Genomic DNA, 19,988 nt, shown 5'->3' on the forward strand with positions numbered 1-19,988 from the left:
GCCGCCTCCGCGATCGCGGGCGCGGCCTCGGGCGCAGCGCCCGCCCTGCTCGGGGCGGTGGCCGGCATCGTGGCCTTCGTCGCCTGCGCGCTCGCCGTCGCGCAGCTGCTGAGCGCGCTGTTCGGCTTCTGGGACGACGCGGCCTCCAAGCAGGGTCTCGAGGGGCTGCCGCCCTACATCACCTACGAGATGGTCGAGGCGGCGCTCGAGTGCCAGGAGGAGTACGGGCACCCGGCGGGCTGCACCATCGCGCAGATCATCCAGGAGTCCGGCCAGGGCGACCGCATGAGCCGGCTCGCAGAGCGCGACCACAACCTCTTCGGCATGAAGTGGTGGTCGGGCTACGCGGGCTGCCCGGAGGTCGCAGGCAAGGCGAACTGGGCCACCAGCGAGGAGTACGTGCCCGGCGAGCACACCCAGATCACGGCGAGCTTCATCCGCTTCACCGGCGACGCCGAGTGCATCCGCTTCCGCAGCAGGATCTTCCTGCAGGCGGAGCGCTACTCGGGCAACGCCCTCATCCGCGAGGCGATCGAGGGGCACGACTCGGACAGGATGGCCGAGGGGCTCAAGGACGCCGGCTGGGCGACCGACTCGTCCTACGTCGAGTCCCTGAAGTCGATCATGGCGCAATGGGGCCTCTACCGGCTCGACTCCATGACGGTCGAGGACCTGAAGGACCCGTCCGCGAGCGGGAACGCGATCGTCGAGGCGGCGTACAGCCAGCTCGGCGTGCCCTACGTGTGGGGAGGCTCGACCCCCGGCAAGGCGCTCGACTGCAGCGGGCTCACGCAGTACTGCTACGCGCAGGCGGGCATCCGCATAAGCCACTACACGGGTTCCCAGTACGAGGAGCTCAGGCGCATACCGCTCTCGGAGGCGAAGCCCGGCGACATCCTCTACCGCTCGGGCCACGTGGCCATCTACATCGGCGACGACAGGTACATACACGAGCCGCGAACGGGCGACGTGTGCCGCATAGCGAGCGGCATCGGCAGCTTCAGCTGCGCGCTCACCGCGAGATAGGAGAAACCAATGCAGGGAAAGTCAAGGGTCATGGCCGCCGTCGCGGCAGGCGCGCTCACCGTGGCGCTCGGCGCGGGCGCGGCGCGCTGCGCCATCGCCCCGCAGGAAGGCGCGCAGGATAGCCCCCAGGGGCAGGCGCAGCCCGCGGCTGCAGGCGCCGACGCGGCGACCGGGAAGGCCGCCTCGGGCGCCGAGGCGCTCTGGAACACCGTGTGGACGGGAGCCGACGACCCGACCGCCACGCTGCGGATCGTCGAGGGCGCCATGGTGGAGAGCGCCGGCGGCACCGAGCGAGCCTGGTTCTTCTCGGCAGAGGAGCCAACCGAGGCCGACGGCGTGCTCAGCGTGCCCATCGACGTCAAGGGAACCGGCGACAAGGCGGGAGGCCTGTCCCTCATCCAGGTCTCGGGCGGCGGGGACGCCCGCACCCTGGCCTGCGACCTCCTGACGCAGGCCTACGCGCCCCAGAAGGCACGCGAGGGAACGTTCTCCGTGACCGGCACCGACGGCCGCCTCTCCGAGGCGCTTGGCGTAGACGTCGCCGCCATCGAGGAGGCCGTCGCCAGGAAGGCGGCGGAGGTGTCCCCGCAGGCGGCGGGTGCCTCCTGGGACAAAGAGGTGTGGCTCGACTACGCCGGGAACGTCGCGTCGACGACCTTCACGCTCGACGACCCCGCCTCGACGGTGGTCACCGTGGTCTCGCGCGGCGGCTCGCTGGAGGCGATGTAGCCATGGGGGCGCTCAAGGCGCGACGCCGAAGGGCGTTCGCCATCTCCGCCGCGACGGCGTTCGCCCTCTGCGCGCTCCTGCTCGTCCCCGTGCAGCCGGCATACGCCGACATAGCCGGGGACGTCAACGATTGGCTGTGCGGCCTTCTGCGCGACTGCTGCAACTGGATGTTCAAGGCGCAAACGGGCGTGCTCGGGTCGATCGGCGCGAACGGGATCCTCTCGGCCGACTTCGCGCACATGCTCACGAGCTCGAGCGACCTGACCATGCACGACGTCGCCCGGGGCGTATGGCAGGTTGCCATCCTGCCGATCGGGTGCGGGGTGCTCGGCCTGGTCTTCACCCTGAAGCTCATCGAGATCTCCCAGCGCATGGACGGCAGCCAGAGCCTTCCCGGCGTCAAGGAGGTCGTTTTCCTTCTCGTGTTCTTTGCCGTGTTCCTGTTCCTCATACAGAACAGCTTCGACCTGATGGCGTCGATCTACGAGGTCTGCGGGCTCGCCATCGACCGAGTCGAGGCGCTCTTCGGCGCCGGAGGCGCGCTCGACCTGCCCGAGGTGTCCGTCGTCACCACCGACGACGACATCCCGTCGCTCATCGCCATGCTCGTCGTGAGCCTCATCAGCTGGGTCGTGGTGCTGGCGGCCTACGTCGTCGCCCTCGTGGTCTGCTGGGCCCGCGCGCTCCAGCTCTACATCATGGCCGCGTTCGCCCCGATCCCGCTGGCGTTCCTCGGCATGGACGCCACGCGCCAGATAGGCCTTGGCTACCTGAAGAGCTTCGGGGCGGTCTGCATCGCCGGCGTCATCATCCTCGTGCTACTCATATCGTTCCCGCTCGTGCTCGGCGGGCTCACCGGGGCGAACCCCGGGACGGGTACCCCGGCCGACGCGGTCGCGAACGGGCTCACCTACGCGCTGCAGTACCTGGCCATGTGCGTGCTGCTCATCCTGGCCCTCGTGAAAAGCGGCTCCTGGGCGCGCGACATCGTGAGCGGCTTCTAGCGGAAAAGCGAGGAAGGGGGCGGTCGCCATGAGATAGGGGCACCGCGCCGGGGCACGCGTCCCGGCGGATGAAGACAAGGACCGATTGAAAACGAAAAGGAGGAAAGACATGGAAGAGAGGAAGAACGTGTACCTCTCGCTGCACAAGAGCTTCGTGCGCGAGGGCATCGAGTACACCGACCGCGCGACCGGCGAGGCCAGGACCTTCAACTCGGCGACCCTTCCCAAGGGCACCGTCGTCGACGGCATGGACGTGGGAGGCTACGAGTTCAGCCCCATGTTCGTTAACGAGAGCCGCTTCAAGGGGGCCGACTTCCGAGACATACCGCTGCTCGCGAACCGCGAGGTGTGGCTGAGGAAGACGGTGATGGGCCCGGACGGCCAGCCCGAGCTCGACGAGGACGGACGCACGGTCAAGGACACCGTGAAGGTCATGCCGGCGCAGCTCAAGGAGGCCGTTGACGCAGGGCGCTCGCGCTACCTCGCGGAGCGCGCCGAGCACGCCCGCCAGGCGAGCCGCGCCGCCGAGCACGAGGCGCCCCGCGCACAGCGAAGCGTCGAGAGATAGGGAGGCGGAAAGATGAACGCAGCGAAAGACTGCACCCTGCAGGAAAAGCTCCTCCGATGCGCCATGGCGCTCATCCTGGCGGCGGGGGCTCTGCTCGCCTCTGTGGCGGCCTCGCCCGCCTACGCCGCGCCGAGCACGGTAGACGTGTCCATCGGCGGCAAGATCCCCTACGGCGGCTTCGCCACCACGTGGATGAGCGCCGACGGCAACATCGCCTACTGCGCCGAGCCCTCGTCCCCGACGCCCGCGCCGGGCTCCTACTCGACGAGCCCCGTGCCGAGCGGCGACGTGACAGCGGCGATCTGGTACTCGTTCGGCTCTCCCGGCTTCGACGCGTCGATGTTCCCGGGCAGCTGGTACGACGGCGGCGGCTGGGACGACGCCAAGTACGCGGCGGCGAGCCATGTGCTCATCGCCTACGCCTACTCTGGGTCCGAGTCGGCTGCCACGCACGGCACGAGCGCCGAGTTCGCCTCCTGGGCGAAATCCGAGCTGATCGGCGGGACCTTCGCCAAGATGAAGGCGGGCGCCGGCAAGGTATCCGCCGGGTTCGAGGCGTTCTGCGTCAGGACCGGCGGCGGCTCCCAGACGCTCGTGAGCTTCAGCTGGTCCGCAGGCGGAGTCAAGGTCGCCAAAACGGACTCCGAGGCGGGCGCGGAGCCCCAGGGCGACGCCTCGCTCGACGGCGCGAGCTTCTTCGTCGTTAACGAGACCGGCCGCTACGTGCTGGTCGGCGGCAAGTACTACGCCGACGGTGAGGTATGCGCCACGATAAAGACCGCGCCCGAGGACGGGTCGCACGTCGCCGCGACCGGCGCCGACGCGCTTCCCGCGGGCAATTACCGCATCGTCGAGTCCGGCGCGCCCGAGGGCTACGACGCCAGCGACGTCCCCGTCGCGTTCACCGTGAAGGCCGGCGAGGTGTGCGACCTCACGGGCGACCCCGTGACCGACGAGGTCTTCCGCGGCGGCGTGCAGGTGACCAAGTCCGACAAGGAGCTGCAGGCGTCCGAGGCGCTCGCGGGCAGCGGCCACAAGGAGGCGCCTGGCGAGCACCCCGGCCTCGACGGGATCGAGTTCACCGTCACGAACCGCTCGGCGCACAAGGTCCTCGTTGACGGCGAGTGGCGCGAGCCGGGCGAGGCCGTGGCCACGCTGACCACCGCATGGAACGACGAGGCCGGCGCCTACACCGCGCAGACCGCGGCCAACGCACTGCCGTACGGAACCTACGACGTGCGGGAGACGGCGACGAACGGGAGCTACCTGCTGACCGACGGCGAGCCCCGCACCTTTGAGGTCCGCACCGGCGACGAGATCGTGAGCGCCTCCGCGGACGGCGCCGCGCTCGAGTTCCGCGACCAGGTGGTGCGCAACGACCTCGAGCTCTCCAAGAAGAGCGAGTCCGACAACGCCGGCCTCATGGTTCCGTTCGCCATCGAGAACGCGGCCACCGGCGAGATTCACGTGCTGGTCACGGACCGCAACGGCGACGCGTCGACCGCGAGCAGCTGGAACAAGCACTCGAGGGACACCAACGCCAACGACGCCCTGCTCGGCCATGAGGGCCCGATTGCTGCCGCCGACATGGACCCGAAGGCCGGCATCTGGTTCTCGCTCGGCGAGGACGGCTCCTCGGCGCCGGTCGACGACTCGCTGGCGGCCCTGCCGTACGGCGCCTACACCATGACCGAGCTGCGCTGCGATGCCAACGAGGGCCTCGAGCTCATCACGAGAAGCTTCTGGATCGATCGCGACTCGATGGTCGCGAAGGCCGTGTGGATGGGCCTTGACGACCAGGAGGGCCCGCGCATCTCCACCACGGCAAAGGACGGGGCGGACGGCGACAAGGACGTCTCGGCCGACGCCGAGGCCAAGGTCGTCGACGCCGTCGCCTACGAGGGCCTGAAGGCCGGCGAGGAGTACGAGCTCTCGGCCACCCTCGTCGACAAGGCGACCGGCGAGCCCGTGACCGACGTCTCGGGCATGCCCGTGGAGGCCAAGGCCGAGTTCGCCCCCGCGCTCTCGACGGGCAACCAGGACGTCGAGATCTCCTTCGACGCGAGCCTGCTCGGCGGCCGCGACCTGGTCGTGTTCGAGAGCCTACGCAAGGACGGAGCCGAGGTGGCGTCGCACGCGGACCTCTCCGACGAGGGCCAGACAGTCCACGTCGCCGTCGAGGTAAGCACGCAGGCGGCTGACGCCGCCGACGGCGACCAGGTCATCGAGGCCGGCAAGGCCAAGGTCGTCGACACGGTGGCCTACAAGGGCCTCGTCCCCGGCGAGACCTACATCGCCGTGGGCACGCTCATGGACAAGGGCACCGGAGAGCCGTTCCTCGACAAGGACGGCAACGAGGTGACCGCGCGCACGCCCTTCGAGCCCGAGGCGCCCTCCGGCACCGTCGAGGTGACCTTCGAGTTCGACACCGAGGGCCTGGCCGAGGGAGACGAGCTCGTCGTCTTCGAGAAGGTCCTGGACTCCGCCGGCAACGTCGTTGCAACCCACGAGGACATCGACTCCGCCGAGCAGAGCGTCGTCGTGGACAACCCCGACACGCCCGAGGTCCCCGAGGAGCCCTACGCCAAGACCGGGGCCGACGCCCCCGACGGCACCGGCTACGCCGTGGCCGCGGGCATCGCTCTGGCAGCTGCGGCGGGTGCGGGCGGAGCGCTCGCGTACCGCAAGCGCAAGACGGCCGGCGCAAGCAAGGACACGGCAGCCGAAGAGCCTGCCGAAGAGCCGGAAGAGTAGCGGCGCCGCATCGATACCGAACCGGAGGCCCTGGGCGCTCGCCCGGGGCCTCCCCTGCGAACGGGGGAGGACATGAACAAAGGGAAAGCTGCCACGGCGCTCGCCATTGCCGTGGCGTTGCTGGCGATGGGGGCGCTCGCCGTCCTGCCGCTGCCCGAGAGGAACCCGTACGAGGTGCACGAGGTGCCTACTGCGGAAGAGGACGCGACAATGGAGGCTCAAGAGACGGGAGGCGGCATCGACTGGGACGCCCTTCCCGCCTCCGTCGTCGCTTGGGTGCGCGTGCCGGGCACGACCGTCGACTACCCGATCGTCCAGGGCCGGACTGAATCGCCCGACTTCTACCTCACGCACGACGCCGGCGGCGAAAGATCCGCGTGGGGCGCTCCCTACATAGACGCCGGGTGCGCGCAGGGCGCCGAGAGCCCGCTCGTCATCGTCTACGGGCACCACATGTCCGACGGCACCATGTTCGCGCCGCTCGCGCAGTACTCGTCGCGCGACTTCGCCGAGGGGCACCGCACCATCCGGGTCTACACCCGCGAGAAGGCGATCGAGCTCGAGGTCTTCGCGGCCGACGTGGTCGACGCGAGCTCGGAGGGCAAGCGGACCGACTTCGCAGACGCGGCGGCGCTCGCCGCCTACCTCGGGGACAAATTGTCCCGGTGCGAGGTCGTCCTGGAAGAGCCTTCGGACGTCGCGCAGGCCTGGGCCTTCGTGACGTGCAGCTACCAGACGAGCAACTCGCGCACCGTCGTTTACGCGAAGGAGGTGGAAGGATGGGATTCGCGCCCTTCGGAATAGGGCTCCTCATGGGGCTCCTCACGCTCACGGCCTACGCCTGCTGCGCAGCCGGCGACGACGACGACCGAGACTAGGACTTGCAGATCGAAACTACAACCGAATATGGCCCTTCGACCCCTTGCCGCTATATCTCGGCAAGGGGTCTTGCATGTGGTGAGATAATTTACGCACTTGATAGAAACAAGACGCTGCCGGCTGCTTCTCGATAAGCTTCCGGTTGTCCATGAACAGAGGTACGCAATTGGGAAAGATTAAGCTGCAAGACGTCAAAAAGGCTATCGACATCGGAAAAGACGTTCTGCCCTTCGTTGAGCCCGCTGTGAACAAATACGGGCCCGCTCTGATCGACTGGGGGCAGCAAAGGGGGAAGCAGGCGGCAGATAGCCTGGGAGAAGCCAGGGACTCATTCCTTTCAAAGGGTCGGGCAATCAAAGACAAGAAGGAGCAGCAAAAGTCACTCGAGGCATCCCGCAAGAAGGCCGTGGCAAGCTCGCTTCCGCCGATCTCCGCAAAAGAGTTCTTCGAGAACTTTGAGAACAACGTCTCCAGCGAAGCCGACCTCAGCGATGGGTACATGGCGATCGCCGGCTGCTACGCCGTCGTCACGATGAAATCGGCACGAGAGAAAGACCCTTCCGCCTACGAGGACGTCTATGTCGGTTGCGGCAAATCCATGGGCTTCAGCATATACACACAGCTTTGCGGTTTCGGCAACGTCGACGTCTACGCCGACTTCAAGTTCAAAAGACCCATGATGATCCTGCTCTTCCCGTGTGAGGAAAAAGACCTCGAGAGCCGCTATGAGGCCCTCGTCAGGGATCTTCAGGCCGAGAGCTCGTACAACAAATGGGACGTCCTGGCACGCTCCGACGAGGCGAGATAGGCGCTAAGAGCATGAGCGACAAAGAACTTGCGCCGATTAGCGTCGAGGTTGTTGCGATCGACGACCTCAACAGCATCAAGGTCATCGCGAACACCAATACGAGCAAAGAGAACAACGCCGGCATCGGAGAGCGGGCGGACGCCTTTCTCGGCCTCGCCTCGGACGTCATAGACCTCGTCGAGGGAAAGCAGCTCTACAAAGTCGAGGTCCCCGAAGGCTACAGCCTTAAGGACCTCGTCGCCTCGAAGAAGGATCCGGAAGCGGTGAGGGCCCTCATCCGAGACCCAAAGGGTCGCCTGAGCGGCGACGTCTCGCTCAAAGCTACCGGGGTCAGCCCGGCGCAGATCGCCAGCATCGGCCTTGCCGCGGCGGCGATGGTTGTCGGCCAGGCGTACATGACAGAAATCAGCGACAGCCTCCAGCGCATCGACGCTAAGCTGGAATCGATCGCCTCCATGATCGCCGGAGATCAGAAGGCGAAGGTCAAAAACGCCCTGGACATCGCCAGAACCTACGCAGCCCTTCATGACGATTACCTCCAAAAGCCCGCCGAGGCGCGCCAGGCGGCAAGAAACGAGATCGAGGGCAGGTACAACGACGTCGGCCAGGTAATCGATTGGATTACCGAGCAGCTCGCCGGCGTCGAAGACGGGGTCAGGAGCGCCGCCGAGCGCGAGAAGGACCTCGAACCGCTGCTTAAAGAGATCCAATCCTACGAGGCCCAGTTCGGCATGTGCCTCCAGGCCTTGTCGGCGCTCGCCATGACGCGCATGTACTACGACGGCAGCATGGACGACCGCAGCGCCCTCATCGAAGAGCAGCGGATCCTCGACAAATCTCAGGGCTTCCTGAAAAAGAGGCAGGTCCTCGCCGCGCTCATGGAGATGAAGATCGGGGGCATGAAGGGGGCGCCCATCGCGCTTCCTCGCGGCACCCAGGGGAACGCCCTCAAGAGGCTGGTCTCCCAGACGCCTAGAGCCGCCGCAAAGGAGCAGCTCCTCGAGGCTAAGGTCGAGATGCGCACGAGCCTACGCTCGGGAGAGTCGAAACTGAGGTCCGAAGCCGAAGATCGAAAAGGCGAGATCGAACGCATCGCAGCGGCATCCCGGACAGCCAGGACGCTGCTCACGGACGGAACCGACTGCTGGCTCATCGACGATAAGAAAGATTAGAAGCCAAGAAGAAGAGGCGGGCAATTGCCCGCCTCTTCTCACATCACCCACTTGAACACGGCGCGGAACAGCCAGACGAAAAAGCCCAGCGTGACCTTAAGCGCCGCCACGAGGAACCTACCAAGCCTCTTCATCGACGTCACCCCAATCTTCCTTGACCTTACGCACGCCCTCCTCGGCGCCCTCTTCCTTCTCCTCCGCGAGCAGCCTCGCCAGCTCGTCGGGCACGCCCGGGACCTCTGCCCTCCCCAGCGCGTGCTGCAGCTCCCTTATCTGCGACTTCAGCGGTTTTGAGGGAGGGCCCACGTACTCGCGGTAGCAGGCGCCGATCGCTGCCGCGTCGCACAGGTACCCCCGCACCCGGGCGAACGCCTCGTCCCCGTCGAGCAGGACGCGGCGGGCGCGCCCCAGCTCGGCCTCCGAGGCCAGCATGAAGCGCCAGCCGCGGGACCTGCGCGCCGCCGGGATGCCGTCCGCGGGCGCGTCGGCGCGCCAGTCGTCGCGCACCTGGTGCCAGTTCGCCGTGAGCCAGAGCCCCTTCTCGGGCTCCTCCCGCATCTCGAGCTCGAACTCCGTGAGCATGTTCGCGCCGGAGAACGGCGACCCCTCCGTGAACGAGAGCGTGTCGAACAGCGTCGTCCTGCCGCCCTCGTACTCTATCCTCACCATCATCTCCGGCCCCTCTCCCTACGCTGGTCCTGCTGGGCCCGCTGCCGCTCGGCGGCGAGGATGCGCTTCTGCTCGTCCGCTCGGTGGCACTGGCGCGAATTGCCGCTGGCATCGTCGCGCCCTTCACCGTCCCCGTAGCGGGTCTTGAGCGGCATGAGCCCGTTCTCGGCCATGTAGGCGCGGGCGGCCTCGAGGCGGCGGTACCCCTCGCCGCCCGCCTGGCCGCGTCGCTCCAACGTCGCCATCCTGAGCCCGAACTCCTCGATGGACTCGACGTCGAACTTCGCGCAGGTCTCGAGCGCCGAGGAGAGCCTGCTCAGCTCCGAGAGGTCGTTGAGCTCGAGAGCCCGCTCGGCGGCCTCGCGGATGCGCGCGGTGCTCGCGTCCGTGGGACGGTAGGCGCCCTCGCGCTCGAAGCGCCGGCGGAGCATCTCCTTGCCGTAGACGAACCCCAGGCGCTCGCCGCTTACCTTCTTGGACGGCTCCTCCGCCAGGCTGAACACCCAGTCGTCCCGCCGCGCCTTGGCCGAGTTGTCGGCGACGTGCACGCCCAGGGCGTCGAGGATGCCGAGGAACTCCGCCTCGTCGCGCGCCGTGGTCTTGGCGAGCGCGACGCGGGCGCGGATGTCGCCGACCCACGAGTAGCCGCCCGAGCGCATGATCTCCTTCTCGGCCCGGCCCAGGTAGACGCTCCTGCGGCTCCTTGGCCCGCCCGCGCCGGCATGCCCGCGCGCCTTCGACGGCGATTCGGGAGCTCGGTCGTTGGAGAGCCCCGACAGCCCGCGCTCGCGCGCCATGTCCTGAAGGTCTCGGTTGAGGTCCTCGGGGTGCTGGGTCTGCATGCGGTAGCCGGTTCGGAGGTTGGCGTTGTTCACGACGATGTGCGCGTGCGGTATGCCGCGGGCGTTGTCGTCGTGGTAGACGATGGCGATCTCGTGGTCGCCGAAGTGCTTGAGCGCCCACGAGCACGCGAGCTCGCGCAGCGCCGCCAGGTCGATGCTGTCGCCGGGGTCCGGCGAGAGCACGAAGTGCTTGAACGTGCGCGCGGGCTTTCCCCGCCAGGGCGCGTCCGTGCCGAAGGCGGCGCGCGTGGCGTCCATCTCGGCGTCCCAGGCGCAGGCCTCCTTGGCGTCTTCCCCCAGCGCGCCGGCGTCGCGCTCGTCGTAGCTCAGGTTGAACAGGTCGCGCGCCAGGGCGCGGCCTCCCTTCTCGAGGTAGCGGCGGATGCCGCCCGTCGAGCCGTGGCCGCTTATCGGCTTCAGGATCGGCATGGCGAGCCCTCCACGAGCGAGTCGGCGCCGATGCGACCGAGCTCCGCCGCCATCTCTCGGGCCGCGGCGTTCACGTCGGCGAGCTCGCGCTCGATCGTCGGGACGCTATCCGCGACGAGGTCGCGGTCGACGCGCCCGTGGCGGGCGTGGAAGTTGATGAGGTTCATCGCGTGCACGGCCTGGTTGTAGTGGTAGCCCCACTTCGTGAGCTCGCGCGACATCGCCCACAGGGCCTTCCGGTCGACGAGTATGCGGTGCTCGTCTCCCGCGTTCGCCTCCGTCGACAGCGGTATGCGCACGAGGTAGCGCAGGTACTCCGACTTGCTGAGGCCGGCGCGCTCGCACCGCTCGCAGAGCGCGTCGTAGTCGCCTCCCTCCATGCGGAACGTGACGCGGCGCTCCTTGCCCCTGGCGCCGCCGACGCTCTCTTCCATTGCGGATTCCTTTCCTCGGGCCCGCCGTGCGGCGGGCGCGTCTCTCTAGGGGCGCGGGGGATTCCCCGCAGGCGGCGGCCCGGCTCGGGCGCCGCCTCTGGGACCGGGCCTCGCGTAAGCGGGCTCCCAAACGGCCCGCGGCATGACGGGTCCGAGGCCGCCCGGTCCCCAAGTGCTATGGACGCCCGACGCGATGTCGGACGCCATAGGCTACTTGCTGGATTTCGAATGCGAGGCCCTTCTTCGGACCTTCCGGGCTCCTGCGCCCGCCTCCGCGTAGGGCGCGGTCATGAGCGCCATCTCCCGCAGCAGCGAGAGGTCGGCAGCGCTCGGGCTCTCGGGCGGGCTCTCGAGGAAGTCGGCCACGAGCCTCGCGGCCTTCGCGATGCGCCCGTCGGGGCCGGCCTGCGTTTTGCTCTCGCTCCTCACGTAGTCGGAGAGCTCCCGCTTGGTGCGCCGCCAGGGCTCCATCGCGGCGTGCATCTCCGCCTGGCGCTCCTTCGGCATGCCCGCGAGCGAGCGCACCGCCTCGGCGCTGAGGTTGCCTCGGTCGGCCTCGGCGGCCCACTCGGGCGAGAGGTCCTCGGCGATCCTGCGGGCAAGCCTCTCCTCGCGCGCGATGGTCTTGCCGGAGACCTTGCGGCCCGTCTGCCGCTCGATGATGGCGGCCTTCACGTCGTCGACGCGCATGCCGGAAAGCGACGGGTCCTCGGAGCGCAGGCGCACGGCGTCGCCCCTGAGCGCCTCGGTCGCGGCGGCGCGCTCGGTCACGGTGAGCGCGCGGGTGAAGTAGTTCGCGGCGTGGAGCAGCGTCACCGCCCGCTCGTCGTCGATGCCCTCTATCACGCGGCAGGGCATCCTCTCGTAGGCGGGGTCGTCCTTGGCGAGCAGCGCGTAGGCGGCCTTGCGGCGGTGCCCGGAGACCATCTGCCACGAGCCGTCTCCGACCTTGCGCACCAGCGGCAGGTCGGTGAGGCCGTCCTGGCGTATCGACTCGGCGAGCTCGGCTATGCCGGCCGGGTCCATGGAGTACGCGGCGTTCGCCGGGTGGTCGGCGATGTCGGCCACCGCGATCTCGGACACCGGGTAGCGCCCGCGGGTGCGGGACGCGCCGTCGAGGAGCCCCGTGATGGTGAATCCCGCGGCCACCTGGCTAGGCGAGCTCACGGTACACCTCGTCGGCGAGGGCCTCGTAGTCGCGCGCGGGGCGGCTCCCCGGCTCGAAGGCGGCCACCGGCTTCCACTGCCAGCTGCCCTCGCAGACCTTGCTGCTCGCGTGTATGACCGTCTCGAACTGCTCGTCTGGGAAGAACCCGTCGAGCACGGCCGCGCCCGTGGTCTCGGCGTTGGTCATGCGGCCGGGCACGCAGGTGCGCAGTATCTTCCATCTGGGCGTGGGCATGCGCAGGGCGTCCGCGATTGAGCGCGTCGCCTCCACGGTGAGCGCCGTGCCGCGCATCACGGTGGAGTCGAGCTTCACGGGGATGACGACCATGCCGCCCTCCGCGGCGGCGAGGTAGGCGTTGAAGGCGAGCCTGCGCATCACGGGGCTGCAGTCGATGAGGCAGACGTCGTAGGAGCCCGAGGCGTCGTCGAGCGCGAACTTGAGGCGCTGCTCGCGCAGGAGCATCTCGTTCTGGTCGACGAGGTCGATGGTCGAGGCCACCACGTCGAGGTTCTCCCCGGCGGCGTAGGCGATCTCCTCCACGGGCGCGCCGCCGTAGAGCAGCTCGACCGATGTGCGCCGCTCGGAGGCGGCCCGGTCGTAGAGGCCGAAGAAGTCGGTGGCCGACGCCTGCGGGTCGAGGTCGACGAGCAGGGTCCGAAGGCCCCGGGCGGCGAAGATGGCCGCCAGGTTCACGGCGGTCGTCGTCTTGCCGACGCCGCCCTTGTAGTTGGAAATGGCTATCGTGCGCATGGGTCGCGTCCTCTCTAGCGTGGGGCGCGCCTCGCCGCATCCGGTCCGGCGCGCCCCGAGTCTCGGAGCGTCGGGACAAAATCGTACGGATTTGTCCGACAAGCGGAGTGTACCACGAAAACGTACGGATATGTACGCTTTCGTGGTACAGGGGCCGAGTTTCGGGGAAACCCGGCCCCGGGAGCCCGGGGCCGGGCGCGCCGCCTAGGAGAGCGGCTCCATCTCGCCGAAGCAGTTGACGTGGTGGCGCAGGAGCGCGCGGTTCTCCTTGACGACCATCATCGCCACCTCGTCGAAGCGGACCGGGGTGTCGGCGTAGTCGTCGCCGTTGCCGGCGAGCCACGTCGCCGCCAGCGCCTCGCGCAGCCCGCGCGCCCTGTGGGCCTCGGGGAAGCCGTCCGTCCCGATCCGGGCCGTGGCGTCGACGAACACCAGGGTCCCGTCCTCGTCCACCGCCACGAGGTCGATCCCGCCGATACCCTCGGGCCCCTGCCAGGCCTCGTCGACGATCTCGTAGCCCTTGCGCTCGAGGAAGGCCTTGACCGCGCCCATCGCCTTTTCCTTCATGTCGTTCATGTCTTGCTCCTTAGACTCTGAGGCCCGCCCCTGTGGCGTGCCTTGCGTCGCGTGAGTCGCATGCAGCGCGGGCGTGCCGGCAAGGGAGGAAGCGAAGTCGGACGTGGTTGTAGAAATCTCCCGACGTCAGTTTTTCGCGTTGTTCGCGCGCGCAGCGCATGGGGCGAAGAACCCGAAAAAGTGTCGCGGCCCTTGCGGGCCGCCTGCCGGCGTGCGACCCTGCGCGTCCAAGGAGCGCCGGGGCGGGTTTCGGGTCGGAGGGGCGGAGGCGTGCGGCATGGAACCGGCCATGGGCGCCGAGACCCTCCGGGCATGGGATGCGGCCCGTCGGCGGTTGCCGGGGCGCTCGCGAGGGTTACGTCGGGACGTCGCGTGGAGGACGGAGGCGCGTTTCCGAGTCGCGGCGCCGCTACCCTAATCGGGACGGCCTCTCCCGTGCCGCTTGCGGCCGATGTGCGCACGAGATCGCTGGCGGTGAGGCTTTTCGTTGCGCGGAACGGCTACGGTGCTGCGCGACACGTCCGTTTGCTTATGTGTGATAAAGAAGCAATAGAAGTGCAAAAAATTTTGCCGTTCCTATCCGACACTTGGCCATTGTGTCGGATAGGTCGGGCGGTTATTCGGGCAAGTCAATCTTGCCGACAAAGCTGTAATAAATCTCAATGTCCTGCCTGCGGGTGCCGTTCTCATCATAGCTGCACTCATGCACCACAATTTTCTCGATCATTTCCCGCAAGAGAGTGGGGGTCAGTTCTTCAAAGGCAAGGTGCTTGCGGACAATACCCATAAATTTCTCGGCGTTGACGGTAGGTATCTTTACATTACCTTCTGAAACATATGGCGCACCTTGTCCAGGCGGCTGTTTGGACGGCGGGGCTGGATGACTGGCTTGCCGACAGCGGCCTGATACCCTTTCAGTTCTGTAAGGCATACGCTCTGCCCGTTGGTGTAAAAGGCCAGATCAGTACGGTATGCCTGTATACAGCGGGCGGGAATCTCGCCAGTAAAGACAACTTCATCCTTTTTTACCTGGACCGTTTCGATGGTGGCACAGTATTTCGGTGCATCATGATAAGCCCTGGAAAGATATTCCCGGGGCGCATAGAGGGTGAAGGAGAGATAAGGTTCCAGCAGTTGCGTCCCTGATTCCTTCAATGCCTGTTCCAATACAATCGGGGCCAATGAGCGGAAGTCCGCCGGCGTGCTGACCGGACTGTAATAAAGCCCGTATTCAAAGCAAATCTTACAGTCCGTTACGTTCCAGCCGAACAAGCCCTGCTCCAGCCCGTAACGGATACCATCCCTGACAGCGTTTTGAAAACTCTGGTTCAAGTATCCCAGCGAAACCCGGCTCTCGTATTGTACACCGGAGCCAAGCGGGAGTGGTGTAACAGACAGTCCGATGGATGCCCAAAACGGGTTGGGCGGCACCTCGATATGGATGGTGTGGCTGGCTGCTTTGAGCGGCCGCTCCATATAAATGACGGTGGGTTCCTTTACCACTGTTTCAAGCTTGTATTTTTCCGACAGCAAAGCGGAAACAACCTCCAACTGCACCCGGCCCAAAAAAGAAAGAATGATCTCATGGGTGATGGAATCCACCTCGCAGCGCAAAAGCGGGTCAGTATCCGCAAGTTGCGTAAGAGCGTCCAGCAGCCGTTCTCTTTGCGCTGCCGTTTTCGGCGCAATCGACGTCCGCAGCATGGGGAGGGGGTCCTCACGCCACCTTTTACGAGGGAGCCGGGTTGGGTCCCCTAATACATCGTTTAACCTCACGCTGTCGCTGGGAAGGATAACAATTTCACCCGGATAAGCGGTGTCTGTCCGAACAATTTCCCCTTTGGATGGAATACGCATCTCTGTGATTTTCAGCTTTTCTCTCCCGGCCAGAGCCACCGTATCCCGCAGGCGCAGCGTTCCGCTGTATAGCCGCAAATAGATGAGCCGCTGGCCACAATCTGTATACTCCACCTTGAAAACGCTGCCGCATAGGGCGTCGCTCCCCTGTTCCCCAATCGGTTGGAACAGCCCTGTCACCGCATCCATCAACGGTTGAATGCCAAGGCCCTTTTTGGCGCTGCCATGATAGACCGGGAACAGGGAGGCGTCTTGAACCCGCCGCTGTTCCTCCTGCGCAAGTTCTTCCCGGCTGATTGGTTCTCCTGCGATATACTTTTCCAATAATTCATCGTTATTTTCGATGACCGCATCCCATGCTTCTATGTCGGTATTTTCCTCCAGGACTATTTCCGGGGACAGCGACACCGTCTGCTTGATGATAATATCGGCGGAGAGCTTATCCCGAACAGACTGATACACGCCCTGCAAATCAACGCCAGCCTGGTCGATCTTATTGATAAAGATAACGGTGGGAATGTCCATTTTCCGCAGGGCATGGAACAGAATACGGGTCTGGGCCTGCACACCATCTTTAGCGGAGATCACCAAGATGGCCCCATCTAAAACAGCCAAAGAGCGGTACACCTCCGCCAAAAAATCCATGTGGCCGGGCGTATCCACAATGTTGACTTTACATCTGTGCCACTGGAAGGAAGTGACTGCCGCTTGAATGGTAATCCCACGCTGCCGCTCCAAAAGCATGGTGTCCGTCCTCGTTGTCCCTTTTTCGACGCTCCCCGGTTCTGAAATGGCTCCGCTGGCATATAGCAGGCTCTCCGTCAAGGTTGTCTTTCCAGCGTCTACATGGGCAAGAATCCCGATATTGATAATGTTCATGTCTATCCTCCATACAAGGCCCAAATGGGCGCAAAAATCCCCAGCGGCTAATACTTTTACCGCTGGGGATCATGACTTCGGACAAACAGAAGTATGACGGCTTACATGAGCCGCTGTCCGTCACGATATTTACTAAAAAGGCAAAAGTATTCTTAAATTGGGTACAAAAACTAAGCCCCTGCAAGGGGCAATCATTTTTGCGCCCATTATCAAATTTTATTTAAGAATACCTTGCCGCATATTTTTTACTCCTTTTCTGGATTAAATCATTGTATCACATCAGTTTTAGGAAAGCAAGTACCTAAAAGAAATTTTTCTTCCCCTTATATGTAACAATCATACCGGCTTCCTAGCGTTCAGAATGTTTTCTGCTGTCTGCTGTGGTGTTTGGTTGGAATTGTCCAACCAAAAGCCGATCCGTGGTGTTGTCTGCATTTTACTAAATACAAATTCAATGTATACAGAAAGATATAAGGAGTGGGAGGGATTCCGCCGTAGTTGGCATTGTAGGAAAATCCAAAAGTTTAGATTTTCCCACAATGCTTATCTTTTGGTCTTTGGTTCGGAATAGTGTAGTGCTGGCGGTCTATCTCTTGTTTTCGGTTGCTCGCTTCCTTACCGTACATGAGCATTGAGAGAAGGAGACAAGCAGATGTTGGGTTACGAAGAAAAGATATAGCGCCTCGAACTGCTCGACGCGGTGGCAGATGCCGGGAGGCTGGCGAGGGGCCTGGACCAGCTGCTCGAGTCCCTGGCTCACGCCGACCAGCTGGACCCGCTCGACGTCGAGGGGGTCCTGGCCCTGAGGTCTATAAGCGAGAGGTGTGCCGAGCGCATCGGCGACGCGGCGCGCATCCTGGAGGCTCAGAACGAGGTCCTCTATGCGGAGGAGCGGGCCAAAGTCAAACCGCGCGATAACTGAGGAACGAAACCCGGTCCGGAAACTGTTCCTTGATTCCGGCCGGATGATCTTCTCCGCCGCCCGGTGTCGCATTGTGTCCGAGCGGCTGATGTCCCCCTATTCCCAGTGCCGCGGCGTACCGCTGCGTTATAATTCAGAAAACGCATTTGTATTGCATTTCGAGGGATAGAGGCGCGAATGTCTAACGGCTATAAGGAGCTCATCAAGGGTAACCCCGGCGAGACCGAGATCAGGAGCTTCCTGGTAAACGGCGACCAGGTATCTGTGACCCTGCGCATCCCCGACACCCTGCGCGACGCGGCGAAGGAGGAGGCTGCCCTTCGCGGCATGAGCTTCTCCGCCTTTGTGCGCACTTGCATGATCGAAGAGCTCGCGAAGAAGGGACAATAGCCCGTGACGGAGCCAATGCACGACATCTCGGTCGAAGGCTTCATAGAGTCCTTCGACCGCCGATACCCGACTTTCATTCTCAAGACGTTGCTGTGCGACCGCACTACGGGGCGCAACATCATATGGGCCGACAACGAATACGAGGCCCTAGGCGACGGCTACATGGGCGATGACGAGATGACCGTCGAGAAGATCACGGGCATGAACTCCGGCGTCATCAAGCCGCGCATCGCCAAAGAGCAGGAGAAGCAATCCCAGCGCACCAAGAGCCGCGCCGAGGTGTTCACCCCGTCATGGCTGTGCAATCAGATGAACAACGACTTGGACGAGGCTTGGTTCGGCCGGCGCGATGTCTTCAACACCGAGATCGTTGCGGATGATGGCGCCAATACATGGACGCCGACTAGTGATCCAATCGAATTTCCAAAGTCAAAGGGACACGGCTGGCGCGCATACGTGGAGGCTACGCGGCTCGAGATCACGTGTGGCGAGGCGCCGTTTGTGTGCTCGCGCTACGACACCGTGACGGGAGACGAGCTACCCGTAAGCGAGCGCGTAGGCTTCCTTGACCGCAAGCTTCGCGTTGTGACCGAGAAGACCAAGACTCGCAAGGAATGGGTGCGCCGGGCCCTCGACGCGCTGCGCGCGACGTACGGCTTCGAGTACCAGGGCGACAACCTGCTTATTGCTCGCGTCAATGTGCTCGAGACGTTCGTCGAGCATCTCCGCAATCGCTGGGGGTCGGGCCCCCAACAGGACGAGCTCGAGCAGGCGGCATGGATCGTTTCCTGGAACTTCTGGCAGATGAACGGCTTCACAGACGCCGTGCCCACCAACAAGATGGGCGCCGAGGTGGAGTCGACCCTGGGGACGTTCGAGGAGCCCGAGCCGGAGCCGATGCAACCGTCGCTTTTCGACCTGTTCGATGACGTATTCCCCGACGAGACAACCGAAGAGACCAAAGAAGAGGAGCCAAGGGAAACGGTTCCCCTCTGCGTGATATACGACTGGCAGAACGGCGAGCCCTTCGAGTTCGCCGCATTGAAAGGTGAGGCAGCAATTATGGGAAAGAAGTTCTATGCGGTAATCGGTAATCCCCCATATCAGCTTTCAGTGGCGGAACAAGATTCTGGCAATAAGACCTATGCACCGCCCATCTATCACGAGTTTATGGACTCGGCGTTCAAGGTTTCCGACAAGGTGGAGCTTGTCACTCCCGCTAGATTCCTATTTGACGCCGGCTCAACCCCAAAGGCCTGGAACAGGAAGATGCTTAACGACCCCCATTTCAAAGTGATGAGCTATAAAGCGGATGCGTCCAGCGCCTTTCCGAATACCGACATCAAGGGCGGTGTTGCCGTTACCTATCGAGATGCTGATCGGGATTTCGGTGCGATAGAAGTGTTCACACATTTCGATGAGCTTCGTACCATCAAAGAGAAGGTTGTAAAACATGGCATCCAACCCCTCGGCGATATCATCTTCGCGGCCGATAGCTACCACTTCACTGAAGCCATGCACGAAGACCATCCCGAGATTCGTTATGTTGACGACGACCATGGTCTGTTGAGCAAGAACCACGACTATGACCTTAAGACAAACGTTCTCGACAACCTTAACAATGTAGTTTTCTTTGACGAGATGCCTGGCGACGGAGATAGTTGCATCAGAATCTTTGGCAGAGGTCGCGCCGGAAGAGCTTACAAGTTCATTTCCGCCAGATATATCGCTCCGCATCCGAACCTCGACAAATGGAAAGTACTTGTTCCTGCCGCCAACGGATCGGGCGCGCTTGGAGAAGTGCTTTCTACGCCCTTAATAGGGCGGCCCTTAATAGGGCATACGCAGTCCTTCATAAGCATTGGCAGTTTCAATTCCGAAGCGGAAGCTACGGCTCTCCTCAAATACATAAAATCGAAGTTCGCTCGGACCATGCTCGGAATTCTGAAGATTACGCAGCACAATCCCGCACCAAAATGGAAGTATGTCCCCCTACAGGACTTTACTTCTGACTCCGACATCGATTGGTCGCAGTCTGTTGCTGACATCGACCGTCAGCTCTATGCGAAGTACGGCCTCGACGACGAGGAGATTCAGTTCATCGAATCCCATGTGAAGGAGATGGACTAGCA

At 64.1% G+C, this 19,988-nt stretch carries 17 protein-coding genes and 1 pseudogene; 10 read left to right on the forward strand and 8 right to left on the reverse strand.

The annotated features are described in order from the left end of the window. The 8 genes from AAA021_RS01160 to AAA021_RS01195 form a co-directional block, all read left to right on the forward strand. Window positions 1-1,026 (forward strand): glucosaminidase domain-containing protein (locus AAA021_RS01160; protein ID WP_349087620.1); only part of this gene is annotated, 1,026 nt, incomplete at its 5' end. Window positions 1,027-1,056: 30 nt separating this feature from the next. Further along, window positions 1,057-1,755 carry a hypothetical protein gene (locus tag AAA021_RS01165; protein ID WP_180805340.1) on the forward strand — a complete coding sequence of 233 codons (699 nt, stop codon included), beginning with the start codon at window positions 1,057-1,059 and terminating at the stop codon, window positions 1,753-1,755. Window positions 1,756-1,757: 2 nt separating this feature from the next. Beyond that, window positions 1,758-2,759 (forward strand): hypothetical protein, encoded by a 1,002-nt coding sequence (locus AAA021_RS01170; RefSeq protein WP_219350861.1) that lies wholly within the window; start codon window positions 1,758-1,760, stop codon window positions 2,757-2,759. A 109-nt stretch (window positions 2,760-2,868) separates the two neighbouring features. Beyond that, window positions 2,869-3,327, forward strand: coding sequence for a DNA gyrase (locus AAA021_RS01175; protein ID WP_101677781.1), 459 nt, complete (start codon window positions 2,869-2,871; stop codon window positions 3,325-3,327). 12 nt (window positions 3,328-3,339) lie between these two features. After that, window positions 3,340-6,081, forward strand: a complete 2,742-nt coding sequence (locus AAA021_RS01180; protein WP_349087621.1) for a VaFE repeat-containing surface-anchored protein — start codon at window positions 3,340-3,342, stop codon at window positions 6,079-6,081. 72 nt (window positions 6,082-6,153) lie between these two features. Continuing rightward, window positions 6,154-6,885, forward strand: coding sequence for a class B sortase (locus tag AAA021_RS01185; protein ID WP_101677779.1), 732 nt, complete (start codon window positions 6,154-6,156; stop codon window positions 6,883-6,885). Between the two features lie 241 nt (window positions 6,886-7,126). Beyond that, window positions 7,127-7,768, forward strand: coding sequence for a hypothetical protein (locus AAA021_RS01190; RefSeq protein ID WP_219350860.1), 642 nt, complete (start codon window positions 7,127-7,129; stop codon window positions 7,766-7,768). 11 nt (window positions 7,769-7,779) lie between these two features. Next, window positions 7,780-8,940: a hypothetical protein gene (locus AAA021_RS01195; RefSeq protein ID WP_101677777.1), complete on the forward strand. Its 1,161-nt coding sequence runs from the start codon at window positions 7,780-7,782 to the stop codon at window positions 8,938-8,940. Between the two features lie 117 nt (window positions 8,941-9,057). Here the strand turns inward: AAA021_RS01195 and AAA021_RS01200 are convergent, their stop codons facing one another. The 8 genes and pseudogenes from AAA021_RS01200 to tet(W) all read right to left on the reverse strand — a co-directional run bounded on the left by AAA021_RS01200 (window position 9,058) and on the right by tet(W) (window position 16,544). Then, window positions 9,058-9,612, reverse strand: a complete 555-nt coding sequence (locus AAA021_RS01200) for a hypothetical protein (protein ID WP_101677776.1) — start codon at window positions 9,610-9,612, stop codon at window positions 9,058-9,060. Next, entirely contained in the window at window positions 9,609-10,880 is a 1,272-nt protein-coding gene (locus AAA021_RS01205) for a relaxase/mobilization nuclease domain-containing protein (RefSeq protein WP_101677775.1), read from the reverse strand. Before AAA021_RS01205 ends, AAA021_RS01200 begins: the two co-directional genes overlap by 4 nt. Beyond that, the gene (locus AAA021_RS01210; RefSeq protein WP_101677774.1) at window positions 10,868-11,314 is read right to left on the reverse strand and encodes a CopG family transcriptional regulator; all 447 of its coding nucleotides are present in this window, start codon (window positions 11,312-11,314) and stop codon (window positions 10,868-10,870) included. Before AAA021_RS01210 ends, AAA021_RS01205 begins: the two co-directional genes overlap by 13 nt. A gap of 210 nt (window positions 11,315-11,524) precedes the next feature. Beyond that, window positions 11,525-12,481: a ParB/RepB/Spo0J family partition protein gene (locus tag AAA021_RS01215; RefSeq protein ID WP_101677773.1), complete on the reverse strand. Its 957-nt coding sequence runs from the start codon at window positions 12,479-12,481 to the stop codon at window positions 11,525-11,527. Continuing rightward, window positions 12,468-13,232: a ParA family protein gene (locus AAA021_RS01220; protein WP_075279298.1), complete on the reverse strand. Its 765-nt coding sequence runs from the start codon at window positions 13,230-13,232 to the stop codon at window positions 12,468-12,470. Before AAA021_RS01220 ends, AAA021_RS01215 begins: the two co-directional genes overlap by 14 nt. A 204-nt stretch (window positions 13,233-13,436) precedes the next feature. Then, window positions 13,437-13,808, reverse strand: coding sequence for a YraN family protein (locus AAA021_RS01225; protein WP_075279297.1), 372 nt, complete (start codon window positions 13,806-13,808; stop codon window positions 13,437-13,439). A gap of 616 nt (window positions 13,809-14,424) precedes the next feature. Beyond that, window positions 14,425-14,616 (reverse strand): annotated as a pseudogene (locus AAA021_RS01230) (DUF4368 domain-containing protein); the annotation flags it as partial. Between the two features lie 8 nt (window positions 14,617-14,624). After that, the gene (gene tet(W) / locus AAA021_RS01235; RefSeq protein WP_075843486.1) at window positions 14,625-16,544 is read right to left on the reverse strand and encodes a tetracycline resistance ribosomal protection protein Tet(W); all 1,920 of its coding nucleotides are present in this window, start codon (window positions 16,542-16,544) and stop codon (window positions 14,625-14,627) included. Between the two features lie 1,099 nt (window positions 16,545-17,643). Here tet(W) and AAA021_RS01240 point away from each other — a divergent pair. Continuing rightward, window positions 17,644-17,856 carry a YlcI/YnfO family protein gene (locus tag AAA021_RS01240; protein ID WP_172596416.1) on the forward strand — a complete coding sequence of 71 codons (213 nt, stop codon included), beginning with the start codon at window positions 17,644-17,646 and terminating at the stop codon, window positions 17,854-17,856. Window positions 17,857-17,871: 15 nt separating this feature from the next. Next, the gene (locus tag AAA021_RS01245; protein ID WP_349087622.1) at window positions 17,872-19,986 is read left to right on the forward strand and encodes an Eco57I restriction-modification methylase domain-containing protein; all 2,115 of its coding nucleotides are present in this window, start codon (window positions 17,872-17,874) and stop codon (window positions 19,984-19,986) included. The last annotated feature ends 2 nt before the right edge of the window (window positions 19,987-19,988 follow it).

It is taken from the genome of Collinsella sp. CLA-JM-H32 (assembly GCF_040098165.1).
Classification (GTDB): domain Bacteria; phylum Actinomycetota; class Coriobacteriia; order Coriobacteriales; family Coriobacteriaceae; genus Collinsella.